Source organism: Pseudomonas sp. BS-2016 (assembly GCF_001806145.1).
GTDB classification, from domain to species: Bacteria; Pseudomonadota; Gammaproteobacteria; order Pseudomonadales; family Pseudomonadaceae; genus Aquipseudomonas; species Aquipseudomonas lundensis.
In genome coordinates, this window is sequence record NZ_MLCT01000023.1 from 17839 (window position 1) to 35034 (window position 17196).

Genomic DNA, 17196 nt, shown 5'->3' on the forward strand with positions numbered 1-17196 from the left:
GACGGTCAGCCCGCCGGTAGCAGCCTCGCGTTATCCGCCGGCGCCGGGTCTACATCAAGCCCAACCATTTCCAGTACGTTGCGCCGAAGCCCAACATCAAGACATACCCCACCGCGGTGACAATCAGTCCGACTTTGGCGAACTGCTTGGCGGTGAAGGTCTGCGTGCCCAGACACACCATGTTTTGCGGCGCATTGATCGGCAGAATGAAACCGTAACTGACCACAAAACCCAGCAACATGGTCATGCCCAAACGGTTGAACTCACCGGGCAGGGTTTGCAGCACGGCAATCAGGATCGGCAGTAATGCCGAGGTCAATGCCGTGGCACTGGCAAACCCCAAGTGAATCAAAATTAGGAACGCCCCCAGAATCGCAAAAATCCCCAGCGGCCCGAGCTGATCCAGCCCGGTATGCTGCACCACCTGCCCCCCCAGCCATTGACCGGCCTGAGTGGTGAGCAACGCCGTCCCCAAACTGATGCCGACCCCGAAAACAATCACCGTGCCCCATGGGATGCGCGACTGCACATCCTTCCAGGTCATCACCCCATAGCGCGGCAACAGCAGAAAGACCAATCCGGCGTAGGTGGTCGAGGTGGTGTCAAAACTGTGCAGCTTGCCCTCGGTGGCCCACGCCAGCAGCAAGGCGACAGAGACGGCCATCAGACGTTTCTGCGGCGCGGTCATCGGCCCCAATGCAATCAGCGACTGCTCCACAGCTTCCTTGCCACCCGGAATGCTGTCGCTTTCTGGCGGCAACATCTTGAGCACCACAAACAGCAACACCCCCGACATGATGATCGCCCAAGGCGCACCGGCAATCAGCCAGTCGATCCAGCTCACCCGTGCGCCCAGCATTTTGTCCATGAACCCGACCGTCAGCAGGTTTTGCGCCGCCGCCGTTTGAATGCCCACGTTCCAGATGCTGGTGCCCTGCGCCACCACGATCATGATCCCGGCCGCAATGTTGGAGCGCTTATCGACACCAAACGCCAGAATCACCCCCATCATGATCGGCACCACACACGCACTGCGCGCCGTGGCGCTGGGCACAACCAGGCTCAGCAGAATGGTCACGGCAATCGCCCCGAGCAAAATTCGCCGGGTACTGGTGCCGATTTTTGACAGGGTTACCAACGCAATGCGTCGGTCCAGCCCAGTGTGGGTCATCGCCGCGGCAATAAATAACGCCCCGGCCACCAGGGCCAGGGCGGCATTGGAAAACCCGGTCAGGGCCATGGTGATCCCGGCCGATGTCCCGTAGAGGCGCGACGGGTCGTCCAGCATCGGCGCCATACCGATCAAAAACGCCATCAGCGACGTGATCATGATGGCGCTGGCTTCGTACGACACCGCCTCGGTGATCCAGACCACCACCGCGAAGGCCAGGATGGCCAGCATGCGGTGCCCGGCGACCGGCAGGTCAGGCGGTAATGGCAACAGCAAAATCCCGACCATGACCAGGACAGCAATCACCAGACCCAAGGGCAGTTTCAATTTTGCCGGGGTCGGCTCCGGGGTGGTTGCAGGCGCTTTCATGGCCATCTCCTTATGCATAAAATCGCCTGCAGCATAGGTCAGGAATGCAAATCGGGCGTTGATGCCTGTCAGCTTCACGCCAGTCGGGACGGCGCCCGACGTCAAGCAGGGTTAGTGGATTTTGTAGTGAAAGGTGTTTCGCACGCCCGCCACGCTGACGGCCTGACCGTCCACCATGCGCGGCTTATAACGGAAGGTCGCCGCAGCGAGTAGCGAAGGACGAATAAACATCGGGTGGCAATTGCCCACCACTTTCGGGTTCTCGACCTTGCCTTCAGGCGTCACCGAATACTCCACCGTGCAATCCCCTTCGATGCCTTTATCCAACGCCCGCTGCGGGTAATCCGGCGCGTCCTTGCTGATGGGTAAATATTGGCGCACGTCGGCAGCCGCTGCCTGCTGTTGCGCACGCCGGGCGTTATCTGCTGCAACCCGCGCCTGATCGGCCAGCGCCTGCTGACGCTCCGCCTGCGCCTGTTGCTCGCGTAGCCGGGCTTGCTGCTCTTCAAGCTGACGGGCTTCAAGTGCCTGCTTTTGCTCAGCGACCCGTTTGCGCGCCAAAGCAGCCTGTTCAAGTTTGCGCGCCTGAATCTGCGGGTCGATCGGCGCAGGTTTGACCTCGGGTTTAGCCTCGACCACCGGCGCCGGTGTCGCCACGGGCAAGGGATCCGGCGCTGGCGCGGCCACCGGTTCGGCAGGCAAGGTAATCAAGCGGGTCTTGAGTACGGCGGGCGCGCTCACCGGCGGCTGTTGCAGCGTCCAGCCGACCACCAGCAGCGCCACCACTGCCCCGTGCAACGCAACCGTGACGGCCCACGCCTGTGCGTTACGCCACAGTCGCCCCCAAGGCATGTGCCGGGCCGGCGTGACCGCGCACCCCATGACTGCGGCGCTCATTGCGGCGCCTCGGTCACCAGCCCCAGGTTGCTCACGCCGCCCTGCTGCAAGGCAGCCATCGCCTTGACCACACTGCCGTAACCGGCGTCGTTGTCGGCCCGGATATACACCTGCGTGTCGCCGTTTTGCGCCACCACCTGACCGATCTTGGCCTGCAACTCGTCAAGGTTGACGGCGCTGTCCGTCTGGTTTTTGGTGTCCAGTTCACGGCCCAGGTTCCAGTAGTAACCGCCGTCGGCCTTCACCGATAACGTCAGGATCGTCTGCTGTTTGTCATTGATCAACGCCTCACTGGCCACCTTGGGCAGTTCTATTTTGACCCCCTGGGTCAGCATCGGCGCGGTCACCATAAAGATCACCAGCAATACCAGCATCACGTCGATATACGGCACGACGTTCATTTCGGCCTTGGGCCCGTGTTTACGCTGTGGTCGAGCGAGCATGATCAAACTCCCTGTCAGGCAACCGCCGCCATGTTTCGCGCGCCTGCATGCAGACCCCGGTACAGGCGCATTTGCACTTCATTGCCGAGGCTGTAATAGCGGGTGAGCAACGTCTGGCCCCTGGACGAAAAACGGTTGTAGGCAATCACCGCCGGAATCGCCGCAAACAAACCGATCGCGGTGGCAATCAAGGCCTCGGCAATCCCCGGGGCCACCGTGGACAACGTGGCCTGCTGCACCTGAGACAAACCGATGAACGAATTCATGATCCCCCACACGGTGCCAAACAGGCCGATGTATGGGCTGACCGAGCCCACCGTCGCCAGAAACTGCAAACCCTTTTCAAGGCGCACTTCCTGCTCGGTAATCGCTACGTATAACGCGCGTTCGACCCCCTGCATCACCCCGTCAGGATCAATCCCCGGCTGCTGCTTCAGCTGTGCGTACTCGCTGTAGGCCGCTGCGAATACCTGCTCGGCACCGGCATCGTCGTGGTGATTGTCGCGGCTCTCGCGATACAGCGCGTTCAGCTCGCCCTGACTGCGCAAGCGCTCAGCGAAGGCGTCCATGTCCCGTTCACTGCTGCGCAAAATGGCACTGCGGCGCACGATCAAAAACCAGCTCAGCACAGAGGCCAGAAACAACACCAGCATGACCCCTTTCACCAACAGACTCGCGTCGCTGATCAAACCCCAAATCGTCATATGTTCCATGGTTGCTTGCATACCTGACTCCTTGCTCAAGACGGCGCCGCTCAGCGGGAGTGGCGCACGGATTAAATTCAAAACCCCTGCGGTGACCGGTTGATGACAACCGGCTCAAGGCAATTTCAGGGTCTTGGCCACTTCGGCCCACGGGATGTACTTGTAGTTCTGGCTTTGCTCCGGCATGCGCTTGCGGCCGTCCTGCACCACCAGCATGCCTTGGGCAAACGGGCCGCCGAGGTTGGCCGAGGTCACGTCCAGACCGTCCGTTTCCGACGTTCCGTCAATCCCGGCGTCAGCGTTGACCCCGACACGAAAAGCGCCGCGCACGGCATACGGTGGTGCGGCATCCAGCACGACGTAGCTGTCATTGCCCTGGCTGGAAATCACCAGATAGGACTGTTTGGCGGTCTGATACAGCGCCAGCCCTTCGATGTCGTCCTGCACCTGATCGCCAACGCCGATCACACGGGTCAGCGTGACCGGCTGATCGGGGCGCGCATCCACCGCCCACACCGCCACATCTTCTTCGCCCACGAACAACCGTTGCTGCCGGTCGTCCGCTACACAGCCTTCCGGTTGGGTCTGAACCTTGAACTGACGCACCAGCTCACCATGCACTTGATCGCCCCTGGCGCTCAGGCGGTGCTGGACGAACGTGCCGTCTTTGTCGTTGGCGAAGCTGTAGAGTTCGCCCCCCGGCGCTTTGAACAGGCAGAACCCGTAGATGTCCTTTACCGGTGTCGGCACTTCACCCACTGCGCGCACCTCACCCGTGGCAGGGTCGATGCTGAACACACTGAGGCTGTTGTGGTCACGGTTGGTGGCCACTGCCAGGTCCACGGTGCGTTCGCCCAACGTGAATCCGGGGCGCACATCGACATTGTTCAGGCGCCCCACTTCAAGGTGTTGCAGCCGCTTGCCTTGCAGGTCGTACACCTCAAGGCCATTCTTTTTATTGGTGCCCAAGACCCGGCTCAGGGCCGGATTTTGCGGGTTAACCCAGATGGCCGGGTCATCCGCTGCATCGCCCTGACTGACCACCGGTTCGGTTTGCACCACGGGTTTGATCACCGGCAATGGCGCAGGGGCACGGGCCGGGGTCGGCTGCCAGTTCAACAGCCCCTGGAACACCTGTTGGTTGCTGTCATCCTGCACCAGCACCTGCAACCCTTGAGGCGTCTGGCGCACCGCCAGGTGTTCCGGCTCTTTGAACGTGTCCAGCGCCAATCGGGCCACTGGCGACCAACCGTTACCGTGCTGCTGGTAGAGGTGCAGGTGCGCCGCTTTCGGGTCCAGGCCGAGCATCCCGCCCGGTACCAGCGCCATGGCCCCGGCGGCCTTTTTCACCTCACCAAAGGGCTCGATCAGCGCCACGGGCACCCGCGAGGCATCGGCCTCGGCGTGGGCCGGGTACACCCACCAGCCGACCTTTTCTTCATTCACGAACAACTGTTGCCCGGCATCGTCAACCTGACAGAACTCGGCATTCGGCGGTAACGGCAGGCTGCGCACCAGACGTGGCTCGGCCAGTCGTTTGCGGTCAGCCGCCACCAGCCATTGTTCGCCCTTGCCCTCTTCACCCACGGTGAACAGATAGACATTGCTCGCCTCGTCGCGGTACAGGCACACGCCGTTGACTGCGTAATCACGGGGCGGCAAGTAGACCGGTGCCTGCCACTCATGGCTGCGCGGGTCGAGGCTGAACAGGGCCACTTGCTGCTTTTTCTCGTCATGGCTGGCAACCAGCACCTGATCGCCCATCGGACGGCTGTCCAGCGACGCGAAAGCGCCCGCTACGTGGCTCAGGGTTTTGCCCTCTGCGTCGAGCAGCAACACCCCGTCACGCTTGCTCACGGCCAGCCGCTGGTGATCGGGGGCAAAGCCCAGTGCCTGCACGTTGCCCGTCCCCCAGGCCTGCAAAGTCGGCGCTGCGATGTCAGGTGCGGCCTGCGCCGTGGCTGCGCTGAGGCAGGCCAAGATCGGCAACAGACACGGTTTACGGATAAAACGCATGATGGGAAATTCCTTCTACTGGCCCGCTCGGGCCGCCTTTAAAAATGGGTGAACGTCAGGCCCAGCGAATAGGTCGGTCCGTACTCTTCGTACTGGTTGTTGTAACGACGGTGGCCGCTGTAGACGAAGTAAGGCTGGTCCGTGAGGTTCTGCGCCTCGAAGCTGACTTGCAGGTTTTTGGTCAGCGAGTAACGGGCGCTGAAATCGACAAAGGTTTGCGCATCGACATGCAGGTCGTGGGCTTTGTCACTGATCCCTGCCAGCTCATAGAGGTACTGCGATTTGTAGTTGGCAGAGAGGCGCAAGCTCAGTGTGTCGTCTTCCCAGCCGAGCATCAGGTTGCCCACGGTGTCGGACTGGTTGGGCAGGTCGATGTCGCGCTTGCGGTTGCGCCCCGTGGCCTGATCGAACCCTTCAATGCTGGCGCTGGAACGGCTGAAGGTGGTGTTGGCGCCGAGCAACAGGCCATTCCACGGTGCGGGCAGCCAGTCAAACTTCTGCGAATAGGCCAGCTCCAGCCCGTACAGCTTGGCGCTGTCGCCGTTGGCGTAGGTGTGCGCCTCGGTGAAATCGACCCATTCGCCACTGCCCGCCAGGTCGTTGTTGTAGACAAAGTTCTTGATGTCTTTATAGAAGAGGAACGCCGACACCGTGCCCGCCTGCCCCATGTAATGCTCAATGCCCAAGTCGAAGTTGCTCGATTCCAGCGGCTTGAGGTTGGGGTTGCCGAAACTGGCCTCGTCATCGTCAATCACAAAACCCGGCGCTAACTGGCCGAAGGTGGGGCGCACCACGGCGTTGGTCCACGCCGCCCGCAGCTGGGTGTTTTTGTCCAACTGATAGCGTGCGTGCAGCCCCGGCAGCCAGTGGTGGTAATCGCGTTGAGTGTCTTGTGCTTCAAAGGCGCCATCACGCACACCTGTGCCTTTGGCCTCGAATTCAGTGCCCTCGTAGCGCATGCCGGCGATAAAACGCCAATCGTCGATATCGACGGTGTTCATCACGTACGCAGCATTGATGTCTTCGCGCATTTTGAAATCGTTGGCCCGCGACTCCTGTTCATCGTAGTAATCGCCGGGGTTGAGGCCACCGATCAGGTCTTTGATCGCACCACCGCTGATGCCGGGGCCGAACTGGCCCAACTGATAGTGCACATTGCCTTTGTCGAACGGGCTCATGTTCAACTGCGCATCGTTAAAACCGGCGTCATCGAAATCCTTGTAGACCCAGGCATTGAGGTCATTGTCCTTGTTGCGACGGCTGACCTTGCCGCCAAATTTGACCTGCGAGGCATAGCCCTCAACGTCGTAGTCACGGGCCAGGTCCAGGCGAAGGTTTTTCTCGGTGTCGCGGGTGTCCTGCTCTTCCCAGTCCACTTTGTCGAGGGTGAAGTTGGACGGGTCATAAAAGCCCGCGCCAATGATCGGCCGGGGCTTTTCAGTGTCGTAAAAACCGCTGTTGGGGAAGCTGGAATTGCCTTTGAACGTGGCCCCCGCGATGTGCCCCGGGCTGTCTTCGCTGGAGGTGCTGTAACCCGCCTGCCCGCTGAGGGTCCATAAGCCCAGCATGCGTTCACCACCGAACACATACGACTGGATTTCCTGGGTCTCTTCGCGCTGCTTGAGCTTGCGCTTGGCTTTGGCCTTGCCCAACTCACCTGCCGCCTGTGGCTTGTCGAATTCGAGGCTGGTGGAGTTGCGGGTTTCGCTGTCCTTGAAGCGGCTGTACAGCGTGCGCAGGTACAGTTGGGTGTCGTCATCGGGCTTGTAGTCGAAATTCAGCCCGCCGCCGGTGCGTTCACGGCTGATGTCGTACACGCGTTGCTCGAAGCTGTTGAGCCGGGCGCCGTCATTGAAATCCCACGCGCCGCCGGTTTCGACGTTATCGGAGCCGAAGTCCCGTTTGTTCCAGCTCAGGGCAGCGGCCACACCGAAGTTGTCGATACCGTCACCCAGGCTGAAACGATCACTGATCGCACCCGAAAACTTGGGGCTGGTCTGGTGGGTGTTCTGGTTGTAACCGGCCTCACTGGTGCCGGTGTAAAACAGCCCTTTGTGGTCGAATGCCGACAGGCTTTGTACGTCCACGGTGCCGCCCAGCGAGTTGGCATCCATGTCCGGGGTCAGTGTTTTGATTACCGACAGGGATTGCACCAGCTCGGAAGGCAACACATCCAGCGCCACAGCCCGGCGCGCGCTTTCCGGCGAAGGCACCAGCGTGCCGTTGATGGTGACGCTGTTGAGGTCCGGCCCCAGGCCGCGCACGCTGACAAACCGGCCTTCCCCCTGATCGCGCTCGACACTGATGCCCGGCAGGCGCTGCACGGCCTCGGCAACGTTGGCGTCGGGCAACTGCGCCACGCCATCGGCGTGCACCACGCTCTCGATGTTGTCGGAGTTACGTTGTTCCTTGAGCGCCTGATCGATGCTCGCCGCCTGCCCGACCACCTCCACATGCTCGGTGGCGCCTGTGGCCGCCGCATCGGCGGCGCTCAGGCGTTCACTGGCAATCGCGATGGCCAAGGCGCTCACTGTAAACCCGACCCACTGTGCCTTACTGCGACACTTGTACATGCTTGTGCTCCCCCAGCGTCCCGTGACCGGCCGGGCAAGTGGCCCGGCAATTGGTAGCGAAAACTAGGCAGCGCGGATGACAGTGCTGTGACAGCAAGTGGCGCGAGCCCCCGGAATCAGGGGGTCTGGACCCAGATGAAGGGCGAAATGAGCTGATTTGACCTCACGCGGTGCGCAATGGCTGTTCACGCACGCCACGGCGATCAGGGCCAAGCCCCCGTGCCGGCTCCGTCCGGGTGAATGGCGCCTCAAGTGTTCAACTCGGCAGGCCCTGCACACGCTGTTGTTTACAGAAATTTCTTGCAACAGCTCTGAGCTGATTCGACCCGGCGCGCCCGTCACACGGTTGTCACATGGCTCTGTTCTGCTGACCGGCAATACGTTTTGGTAGAACACTCATGAGCGGGTTAAACGTGCTTACACATCATCGCTGGAAACTCGCCCTGCTGGTACTCGGGGCCAATATCGGCCTGCTGCTGAATCTGGCCTTCGGCAGCGTAAAACCGGTCAGTGAGTGGCAGTGGCTGGACATTCTGGGCGAAGGCGGCACGGCGCTGTTTATGCTGTTCTGGCTGGGACTGGTGCTCAAAAGCCGACCTGCCGGGCGCGTCACCAACTACTTGGCCAGCGGTTTATGCTTCATGTTTTTCTCGTGGTGGATCGATGTGCTCGACGAATTCATCCGCTTGCCCAAGCACATCGGCTGGGACCACTGGCTGGAGTCGGCACCGATGCCGGTGGGCATGATATTGCTGACCATCGGCCTGTTCCACTGGCACCGCGAACAATTGGCCATCAGCCAGCAAATGGAGAAGCGCGAGCGGGTATTTCGGGAGCACCGCCTGTTTGACAAGTTGACGCCGCTGGGGGGCGCCGATTACCTCAAGCGTCAGGTCAGCGATTGCCTGAGCCACAGCCTTGAGCATCAGCAACCGTTGTCGCTACTGGCGCTCGACCTCGATCATTTCGCGTCGATCAATCAGCAATACGGGCACCCAGAAGGCGATGCCGTGTTGCAAGCCATCAGCCAGTTGTTGTTGCTCAACCTGCGCCGCCACGACCTGCTGTGCCGTCTGGCCGGGGATCGCTTTGTGATGGTGTTGCCCAATACCGGCGAACGTCAGGCGCGCCTGCTGGCACAGGAAATGGAACAGGCGGTGCAAAGCCTGGCGCATAAAACCCGTCTCCAGGGCGAACGGGTTTACCTGTGCGCGAGCACCGCAGTGGTGATGGCGGTCGACGAAACCCCTGACGCCCTGCTCAAACGCCTTAACCTGGCACTGGCCCGCGCCAAGCCGCCCCGGATCCAGCGCGCATGAGCCGGCCCGGCGGGTGGTACGAGGCCGACACGCGCTTCATACCCGGGCATTATCAGCCCGCGACGCTGATCGATCTGGCGCTGTCGCGGGACATCGACAGCCATCGCCTGTTACGCGGCACCGGGCTGTTTTACGAAGACATTCTGGCGGGCACGACCTGCGTCAGCCCGCAGCAGTTTTTCAGCCTGATCGGCAATGCCCGCCGTCTGCTGGACGCCGATGACAGCAGCTTTCTGTTCGGCCAGCGCTTGTTGCCGGGGCATTACGGCCCCGCCAGCCACGCCCTGCAACAGGCGCCCAACCTGCATCAGGCGCTGGAAACCGTGATCCACCATCGCGCCCTGCTCAGCCCGCTGCTGACGCCGCGCCTGGTGCTCGATGACCATTACGCCTATGTGTATTGGCTCGACAGCAGCGGCGCCCAGGAGCACGCGCGCTTTGTGCTGGAAGCCAGCATGACTGCCCTGCTGGCCATGAGTCGGTGGCTCAGTGGCGAACGGCTGCCGTGGGAATGCCGGTTCAGCCATGCCGAACCCCGCTATGTGGAGCAGTACTGGGTGCACCTGGGCGAAAACAGCCAGTTTGGCTGCCAGCTGGACATGATGCGCATCCCCCGGGAGTGCCTTACCCGGCCATGGCCCAAAGCCTCAGCGATTGCGCGGCAAGTGGCGTTGCAACACGCCCAGCGCGAACTCGACAGCCTGGGGTTCAGTGCCAGTCTGCTTGACCGTGTGTACGTGTATTTGCGTCACAACGCGCACCACGCGCCGAGCCTGGAACTCACCGCCCAAACCCTGGGCATGAGCCAGGCCACCCTCAAGCGCAAACTGAGTAAACACGGCACACACTTTCAGGCGCAGCAGGATCAGGCGCGTAAACACATGGCGCTGTACCTGTATCAGATCAAAGGGATGAGCAACGAAGACGTCGCGCGCTACCTCAATTTCAGCGATCCGGCCAACTTCCGGCGCTCGCTCAAGCGCTGGACCGGCTGTACGCCCAATCTGATTCGGCAGTTGTTTTCCTAGCCGTCAAGCCCTCTTCGTGGCCACGTACTGCGCCAGCGCTGTCCACCGCTCACCCACACACGAGGCCACGAAGAAGGCGAACACCTGATGCGGAGTTACTGGGCCAATGCCCGCAACTTGGCCAGTTCGTCGATCGCCAGCGGTATCCCGTGCTCCAGCGATTGGGCGCGCGTCTTGAACCGACGATCCCCCGGCAGCCGTTCCAGGCCTACCGCGTGCATCTGGCGCACCAGCTCAGCGCTGCGCCCGGCAAAGCTGTTGCCTCCGGATTTGCTCGGATCAATCACGATCAGTAGCTGGCCGGTCCACGGCGTTTGCGCGCCGGGGTGTTTGGACCAGTCAAACTCGAACGAGAAATTGCCGCCGGTCAAGGCCGCCGCGAGCAACTCCACCATCATCGACAGCGCCGAGCCTTTGTGCCCGCCAAACGGCAATAAAGCCCCGCCGTCGAGAATCGCTTTCGGGTCCTGGGTCGGCTCACCCCGACGGTCAACGCCCATGCCCGCCGGCAGTTCATGACCTTTACGCGCGGCAATTTGCACATCGCCATGGGCAATGGCGCTGGTGGCCAGATCGAACACAATCGGGTGGTCATCGGCACGCGGCGCAGCGAAGGCAATCGGGTTGGTGCCAAACAAGGGCTTTTGGGCGCCGTGGGGCACCACGCACGTCATGCTGTTGACCACGCTCAACGCCACCAGCCCCTCTTCAGCGAAGGGTTCAACGTCGGGCCAGAGCGCTGCAAAGTGGTGCGAATTGCGAATGGCCAGCACCGCAATCCCGGCGCTGCGGGCTTTTTCGACCAGCAGCCCCCGAGCGGCCGCCAACGCCGGTTGAGCGAAGCCATTGGCCGCATCCACCCGAATAAAACCCGACGCCACATCTTCAACTTGAGGGCTCGCCTGGCCATCAACCCAACGACTGGCCAGTGAGGACAAATAGCCGGGAATGCGGAACACCCCATGACTGTAGGAACCGTCGCGCTGGGCTCGCGCGCAGTTATCCGCCAGTACCCTGGCCACGGTGTGCGAGGTGCCGTGGCGTTCAAAAATCTGTTGCAGCAAGGTGGTCAGTTGCTCCAGAGACAGCGATTCAACGGCCTGTTCGCTAGCGTCGGATTCAGACATGCGGTGCGCTCCAATCGAGTTGTTATTGTTGTGGGCAACTATCCGGCGATGACAGATATCTGTCAATTGTTGACTTAATGACAGAAAACATTCACTTTCTGCAACGCGCTGAAATAAAAACAGGAACAACAGCCGTGAGTCAGTCGATCAAACAACGCCTGGAAAGCAGCCTGTCAACCGCCGCCCCGTCGGGTCGGGCGATTGCCAGTTACATGCTGGCCAACCTCTACGAGCTGCCTTTTCAAACGGCCGCCGACATTGCCAGCAAGCTGGGCGTCAGCGAGTCGAGTGTCGGGCGTTTTTGCCGGGCGCTGGGTTACAGCCATTTCAAAGAACTGAAAAACGACCTGAAAGACGACCTGGGTGATGGTCCCTGGCTGGTCGGTGATCGCCTGCAAGAATTCCGCCAACAATCGAGCCAAAGCCCGCAGGCGCTGCCGCGCAGTTTTGAGCTGGAAGTCGGGGCACTGGTCAAGGTCTACGAGTACAGCCTGACCCCCGAGTGGCAGATCGTCAGCCAGCGCCTGGCCACACGCCGCAAAGTCTTTGTCGCCGGTTTTCAGACCGAGCGCGGCATCGCGGCCTCGATGGTGCATTTGCTGCAATACATCCGCGACGGCGTGCACCTGGTGGACGGTGCGGCCGGGCATTACGCCGATGTCCTGTTATGCCCCGACCATGACTGCGCACTGGTGGTGTTCGAAGCGCGGCGTTATTCGCGCCACGCCCAGCACCTGTGCCGCAAGGCCCGCGAAGCCGGTATCCCGGTGACGCTGGTCACAGACACCTTCTGCGATTGGGCCGACCAGTACGCCGATGAAGTGTTTCGCGTACCGACCGAATTCAATCTGTTCTGGGAATCCACGGCGGCCATGCTGTCGCTGGTGCACCTGTTGGTCAATGAAGTCTGCAAACAACTGGGACCGGACGTAGAAAAACGTCTTGAGGCAACCGCGGCCTTGCACAACGAGTTCGTGGGCTACACCTCCTCACCCGGCACAAAACAATAAAACGAGGTGCTAGATGAAAAACGTCATTCGCTTTGCAAGTGCATGTGCAATGGTTGTAGCCGTAGCGTCCAACGCTCAGGCCGACAAACTGACAATCGCCACGGAAGGCGCCTACCCTCCGTTTAACTACGTGGACTCGGACAACAAGCTGCATGGCTTTGACGTCGACATCACGATGGCCGTGTGCGAACGCATGAAAGCCGACTGCACCCTAGTGGCGCAGGATTGGGACGGCATTATCGCCGGCCTGATGGCCAAAAAATACGACGCGATTGTGGCCTCGATGATCGTCAACGATGAGCGCAAGCAGAAAATCGCGTTCACCAATCATTACTACCGCACCCCGCTGTCGATTGCCGTGCCCAAAGACTCGGACATCACCGATGCGCAAAGTGACTTCAGCGGCAAAACTGTCGGCGCGCAAAGCGCTGCCACCCAAAGTATCTATGCCGAAGAGCACTACAAAAAGGCTGACCTGAAGCTGTACCCAACCCTCGACGAAGCCAACAGTGAACTGGCCAATGAGCGGGTCGATGTGGTGATTGCCGACAAGTTCCCATTGCTCGAATGGGTCAATAAAACCGGCAAGGACTGCTGCAAGATCATTGGTGACGTGAACGGTACGCTGGCCGACGCCGCAATCGCGGTGCGTCAAGAAGACAACGACTTGCGCGAGCGCTTCAACAAGGCTCTGGACGAGATCGTGGCTGACGGCACCTACAAAAAGATCTCCAGCAAGTACTTCGACTTCGACATTTATTAACCTGCCCGCCCTCGGTTGAGGGCAGCCTGCCTGACGCCTTGCCCTGCGCACCCGGTGTGCGCAGCGGCTGAATATCGGCCCGATTTTGTCCGGGGATTCGAGCATGCTCGATCAACTTTCATTGCTTTCCTTCGCCAGTGGCGGCTGGGGCTCGGCGCTGCTTGCCGGGTCGCTGGTCACCATCGCCCTGGCCTTGAGCTGCCTGCCCATCGGTTTGCCATTGGGGCTGCTCGTGGCGGTGGCCGCACGTTCCAAAAATCGCTGGATGCGTGCTTGGGCGACGACGTTTTCCACTGTGTTTCGCGGCCTGCCGGAACTGCTCACGCTGCTGATCATTTACTACGGCTGCCAGATCGCGGCGCAAAAAATCCTGGGCCTGATGGGCTACCACACACCCTTCACGATCAACACCTTCGTGGCGGCAATGATTGCCTTCAGCCTGGTGTTTGCCGCGTTCTCCAGCGAAATCTGGCTGGGCGCGTTTAAAACCATTCCCAAAGGTCAGTTCGAAGCCGCCTCGGCGCTGGGCCTTTCGCCGTTCACCACGTTCCGCAAAGTGGTGCTGCCGCAACTGGCGCGCATTGCCCTGCCTGGCCTCTCCAATAACTGGCTGTCACTGCTCAAAGACACCTCGCTGGTGTCGACCATTGCCCTGGTCGACTTGATGCGTCAGACCAACCTGGCGGTGAGCGTGACCAAAGAACCGATGCTGTTTTACAGCGTGGCGTGTTTCATCTACCTGTTCTTCTCAGCGATTTCCGGCCGCCTGTTTGCCTACCTGGAGCGCCATTTCAATCGTCATCAGCGGAGCGTGCAGCCATGAGCCTGACGGACCTGCAAAACCTGTTGCTCAGCCCCGACTTGCTGGACCGCTACGGCCCGCGCTTCATTGACGGCCTGTGGGTGACCTGCAAACTGGTGGGCATCTCCTTCACCCTCGGCGCCCTGCTCGGCTTGCTGATCGCCCTGGGGCGCCTGTCGAGCAGCCGCTTTTTGCGCAGCTTTACCGGCGCCTATGTGTATTTCTTCCGGGGTTCACCGCTCCTGGCGCAGCTGTTTTTGCTGTACTACGGCCTTGGCTCGTTCAAAAGCCTGTGGCAAGACGTCGGCCTCTGGTGGTTCTTCCGTGACGCCTGGCTGTGCACCCTGTTGGCGTTCACCCTCAATACCGCGGCGTACCAGGCCGAAATTTTGCGCGGCGCCATTTTGTCCGTGGCCCAGGGCCAGCGTGAAGCCTGCAAGGCCTTGAACCTGTCGCGCTGGACCACCTTTCGCAAAATCGTATTGCCGCAATCGCTGTTGGTGGCCATCGGCCCGCTGGGCAACGAACTGATCCTGATGATCAAGGCCAGCGCCATTGCCTCACTCGTCACCATCTATGACCTGATGGGCGTGACCAAAATGGTGTTCTCGCGCAGCTTCGACTTCCAGGTCTACCTGTGGGCCGCCGTGCTGTACCTGGTGATCGTGGAGGTGGTGCGCCGCAGCCTGAAACTGATTGAAGGCCGACTCAGCCGTCATTTGCAGTAAGCCCATTGTCCGGGCTGCGAACACGGCCCCCGTTTCAAGGATTTGTTTATGCATTGCGACACCATTGTTCTGGGAGCCGGCATCGTCGGCGTCAGTACCGCGCTGCAACTCCAGGCCCGAGGGCGCAACGTGGTGTTGCTGGACCGGGCCCAACCCGGCAGCGGAACCAGCCACGGCAATGCCGGGCTGATCGAGCGTGCCAGCGTGATCCCCTACTCGTTCCCGCGCGAAATCTCACGTTTGCTGCGCTATGGCCTGAATCAGCAATCCGACGTGCGCTACAGCCTCAAGCACCTGCCCAAGGCGGGGCCGTGGCTGATGCAGTATTGGCGCCAATCCGGGGCCAAAGGCTTGGCCAAGGCCACCCGCGCCATGTTGCCGTTGATTGAACGCTGCGTCACCGAACATGACGCGCTGGCGGGGCCGGCGGGCATGACCGGCCTGATCAGCGACAGCGGCTGGGTGGAGGTGTACCGCACCCGCGAGGACTTCGACAAAGCGCAGCGCGATGCCGCCGCCTTACAAGCGTACACACTCAACTACCGCGTACTCGGGCAGGCCCAGGTGCACGCACTGGAACCCGGCCTGCACGCTGATGTGATCGGCGGCATTCACTGGCTCGACCCCAAAACCGTCAGCGATCCGGGCGGCCTGACCCGTGGCTACGCCGAACTGTTCATCAAGCGCGGCGGCACCTTCGTCATCGGTGACGCCACCAGCCTGCGCCCGACGGCGGGCCAGTGGCAGGCAGACAGCCATAAGGGGTTGATCGTGGCCAACGAAGCCGTGATCGCCCTGGGACCACAAGCGCGGGACATCTTCGAACCGCTGGGCTACCGCATTCCGCTGGCCATCAAGCGCGGCTATCACATGCATTACGCCGCGAAAGACGGCCACACCATGCACCACCCGATTCTGGATTCGGTGGGCGGCTATGTGCTGGCGCCGATGGTGGGCGGAATACGCCTGACCACCGGCATCGAATTTGCCGACAGCGAAGACCCGATCAACGAGATCCAGCTGCGCCGTTGCGAAGCGCGCGCCCGCCACCTGTACCCGCTGGGCGAGCGGCTGGACCCCGAACCGTGGCTGGGCCGACGCCCCTGCCTGCCGGACATGTGCCCGGTAATCGGCCCGGCCAGCCGGCATAAAGGCCTGTGGTTCAACTTCGGTCATGCTCACCACGGCTTGACCCTGGGCCCGGTGAGCGGACGCTTGCTGGCCGAAATGATGACCGGTGAATACCCCTTCACCGACCCGACACCCTACAGCGCCGAGCGCTTTTACTGATTACTGGAGACACACAATGCATGCACAACCTGCTTACGTTCACACGCCCGTGTCTCCATCGTCGGACACCAGAAAGGTGGTCGTGGACATCGCTGGCCTGAACAAGTACTACAGCGCGTTTCATGTCCTAAAAGGCATCGACCTTACCGTGCGCGAAGGCGAACGCATCGTCCTGTGCGGCCCGTCCGGCTCAGGCAAATCCACCTTGATCCGCTGCATCAACCGCCTGGAAATCGCCGAAAAAGGCAGCATCCTGATCAACAACACCGACCTGTCCCAAGCCACCCGCGAAGCCGCCAGGGTCCGCAGTGAAATTGGCATGGTGTTCCAGCATTTCAACCTGTTCCCGCACATGAGCGTCCTCGACAACTGCATCTTGGCGCCCATGTCGGTACGCGGCCTGTCGCGTAAAAAAGCGGTTGAACTGGCGCAGCACTTCCTCAACAAAGTCGGTATTGCCAGCCAGGCCGACAAATACCCCAGCCAACTGTCAGGCGGACAGCAGCAGCGCGTCGCCATTGCCCGCGCCCTGTGCATGGAACCCAAAATCATGCTGTTTGACGAACCGACGTCTGCGCTGGACCCGGAAATGGTCAGCGAAGTGCTCGACGTCATGGTCAACCTGGCGGGCAGCGGCATGACCATGCTCTGCGTGACCCACGAAATGGGGTTTGCGCGGCAAGTGGCCGAACGCGTGTTGTTCCTCGATGGCGGCATGATCATCGAAGACTCGCCGCCCAACGACTTCTTCAACGCACCCAAAAGCCCGCGAGCCAAGGCGTTCCTTGCGCAAATCGTGCATTGATTTGACGCTGTTGCTTAAAGCAATCTCACTGCTGCTACCTAAACGGTGCAAACGATACAAAAGCCCCTCACAGCAGGCTGAACGCAGGTGCTGTTGCGGGGGTGGGTCGGCAGGAGCCGAGCCAGCCGTGCTGGGCCATGGAAGGCCCGTC

At 61.1% G+C, this 17196-nt stretch carries 15 protein-coding genes; 8 read left to right on the forward strand and 7 right to left on the reverse strand.

Features of this window, described 5'->3' with window-relative positions; all coding sequences use genetic code 11:
• Nucleotides 1-49: 49 nt before the first annotated feature.
• The 6 genes from BKD70_RS13655 to BKD70_RS13680 form a co-directional block, all read right to left on the reverse strand.
• A complete protein-coding gene (locus BKD70_RS13655; protein WP_047273656.1) occupies nt 50-1540 on the reverse strand; it encodes a DASS family sodium-coupled anion symporter in 1491 nt (496 codons plus the stop codon).
• Between the two features lie 111 nt (nt 1541-1651).
• Entirely contained in the window at nt 1652-2437 is a 786-nt protein-coding gene (locus BKD70_RS13660) for an energy transducer TonB (RefSeq protein WP_047273653.1), read from the reverse strand.
• A complete protein-coding gene (gene tolR / locus BKD70_RS13665) occupies nt 2434-2880 on the reverse strand; it encodes a protein TolR (RefSeq protein ID WP_047273651.1) in 447 nt (148 codons plus the stop codon). Before tolR ends, BKD70_RS13660 begins: the two co-directional genes overlap by 4 nt.
• A gap of 14 nt (nt 2881-2894) precedes the next feature.
• Complete coding sequence (tolQ, locus tag BKD70_RS13670; RefSeq protein WP_047273649.1) at nt 2895-3605, reverse strand: protein TolQ; 711 nt, start codon at nt 3603-3605, stop codon at nt 2895-2897.
• A gap of 93 nt (nt 3606-3698) precedes the next feature.
• Nucleotides 3699-5600, reverse strand: coding sequence for a phytase (locus tag BKD70_RS13675; RefSeq protein WP_047273647.1), 1902 nt, complete (start codon nt 5598-5600; stop codon nt 3699-3701).
• A gap of 38 nt (nt 5601-5638) precedes the next feature.
• Nucleotides 5639-8173 (reverse strand): TonB-dependent receptor, encoded by a 2535-nt coding sequence (locus BKD70_RS13680; RefSeq protein ID WP_047273645.1) that lies wholly within the window; start codon nt 8171-8173, stop codon nt 5639-5641.
• A 398-nt stretch (nt 8174-8571) separates the two neighbouring features.
• On the opposite strand from BKD70_RS13680, the gene BKD70_RS13685 reads away from it, so the two are divergent.
• Both BKD70_RS13685 and BKD70_RS13690 read left to right on the forward strand, forming a co-directional pair.
• The gene (locus BKD70_RS13685; protein WP_047273643.1) at nt 8572-9492 is read left to right on the forward strand and encodes a GGDEF domain-containing protein; all 921 of its coding nucleotides are present in this window, start codon (nt 8572-8574) and stop codon (nt 9490-9492) included.
• The gene (locus tag BKD70_RS13690; RefSeq protein WP_047273640.1) at nt 9489-10520 is read left to right on the forward strand and encodes an AraC family transcriptional regulator; all 1032 of its coding nucleotides are present in this window, start codon (nt 9489-9491) and stop codon (nt 10518-10520) included. The genes BKD70_RS13685 and BKD70_RS13690 overlap by 4 nt, the downstream gene beginning before the upstream one ends.
• A gap of 95 nt (nt 10521-10615) precedes the next feature.
• On the opposite strand, the gene BKD70_RS13695 is transcribed toward BKD70_RS13690, so the two are convergent.
• Entirely contained in the window at nt 10616-11647 is a 1032-nt protein-coding gene (locus tag BKD70_RS13695) for an Ldh family oxidoreductase (protein WP_047273637.1), read from the reverse strand.
• Nucleotides 11648-11781: 134 nt separating this feature from the next.
• Here BKD70_RS13695 and BKD70_RS13700 point away from each other — a divergent pair, with 134 nt between their 5' ends.
• The 6 genes from BKD70_RS13700 (at nt 11782) to BKD70_RS13725 (ending at nt 17045) form a co-directional block, all read left to right on the forward strand.
• A complete protein-coding gene (locus BKD70_RS13700; RefSeq protein WP_047273635.1) occupies nt 11782-12657 on the forward strand; it encodes a MurR/RpiR family transcriptional regulator in 876 nt (291 codons plus the stop codon).
• Between the two features lie 13 nt (nt 12658-12670).
• Entirely contained in the window at nt 12671-13420 is a 750-nt protein-coding gene (locus tag BKD70_RS13705) for a transporter substrate-binding domain-containing protein (RefSeq protein WP_047273633.1), read from the forward strand.
• Nucleotides 13421-13523: 103 nt separating this feature from the next.
• Nucleotides 13524-14243, forward strand: coding sequence for an ABC transporter permease (locus tag BKD70_RS13710; RefSeq protein ID WP_047273632.1), 720 nt, complete (start codon nt 13524-13526; stop codon nt 14241-14243).
• Entirely contained in the window at nt 14240-14950 is a 711-nt protein-coding gene (locus tag BKD70_RS13715; RefSeq protein ID WP_047273630.1) for an ABC transporter permease, read from the forward strand. The genes BKD70_RS13710 and BKD70_RS13715 overlap by 4 nt, the downstream gene beginning before the upstream one ends.
• A gap of 48 nt (nt 14951-14998) precedes the next feature.
• The gene (locus tag BKD70_RS13720) at nt 14999-16240 is read left to right on the forward strand and encodes an FAD-binding oxidoreductase (RefSeq protein ID WP_047273628.1); all 1242 of its coding nucleotides are present in this window, start codon (nt 14999-15001) and stop codon (nt 16238-16240) included.
• Nucleotides 16241-16256: 16 nt separating this feature from the next.
• Nucleotides 16257-17045 carry an amino acid ABC transporter ATP-binding protein gene (locus BKD70_RS13725; protein WP_047273626.1) on the forward strand — a complete coding sequence of 263 codons (789 nt, stop codon included), beginning with the start codon at nt 16257-16259 and terminating at the stop codon, nt 17043-17045.
• Nucleotides 17046-17196: the final 151 nt, after the last annotated feature.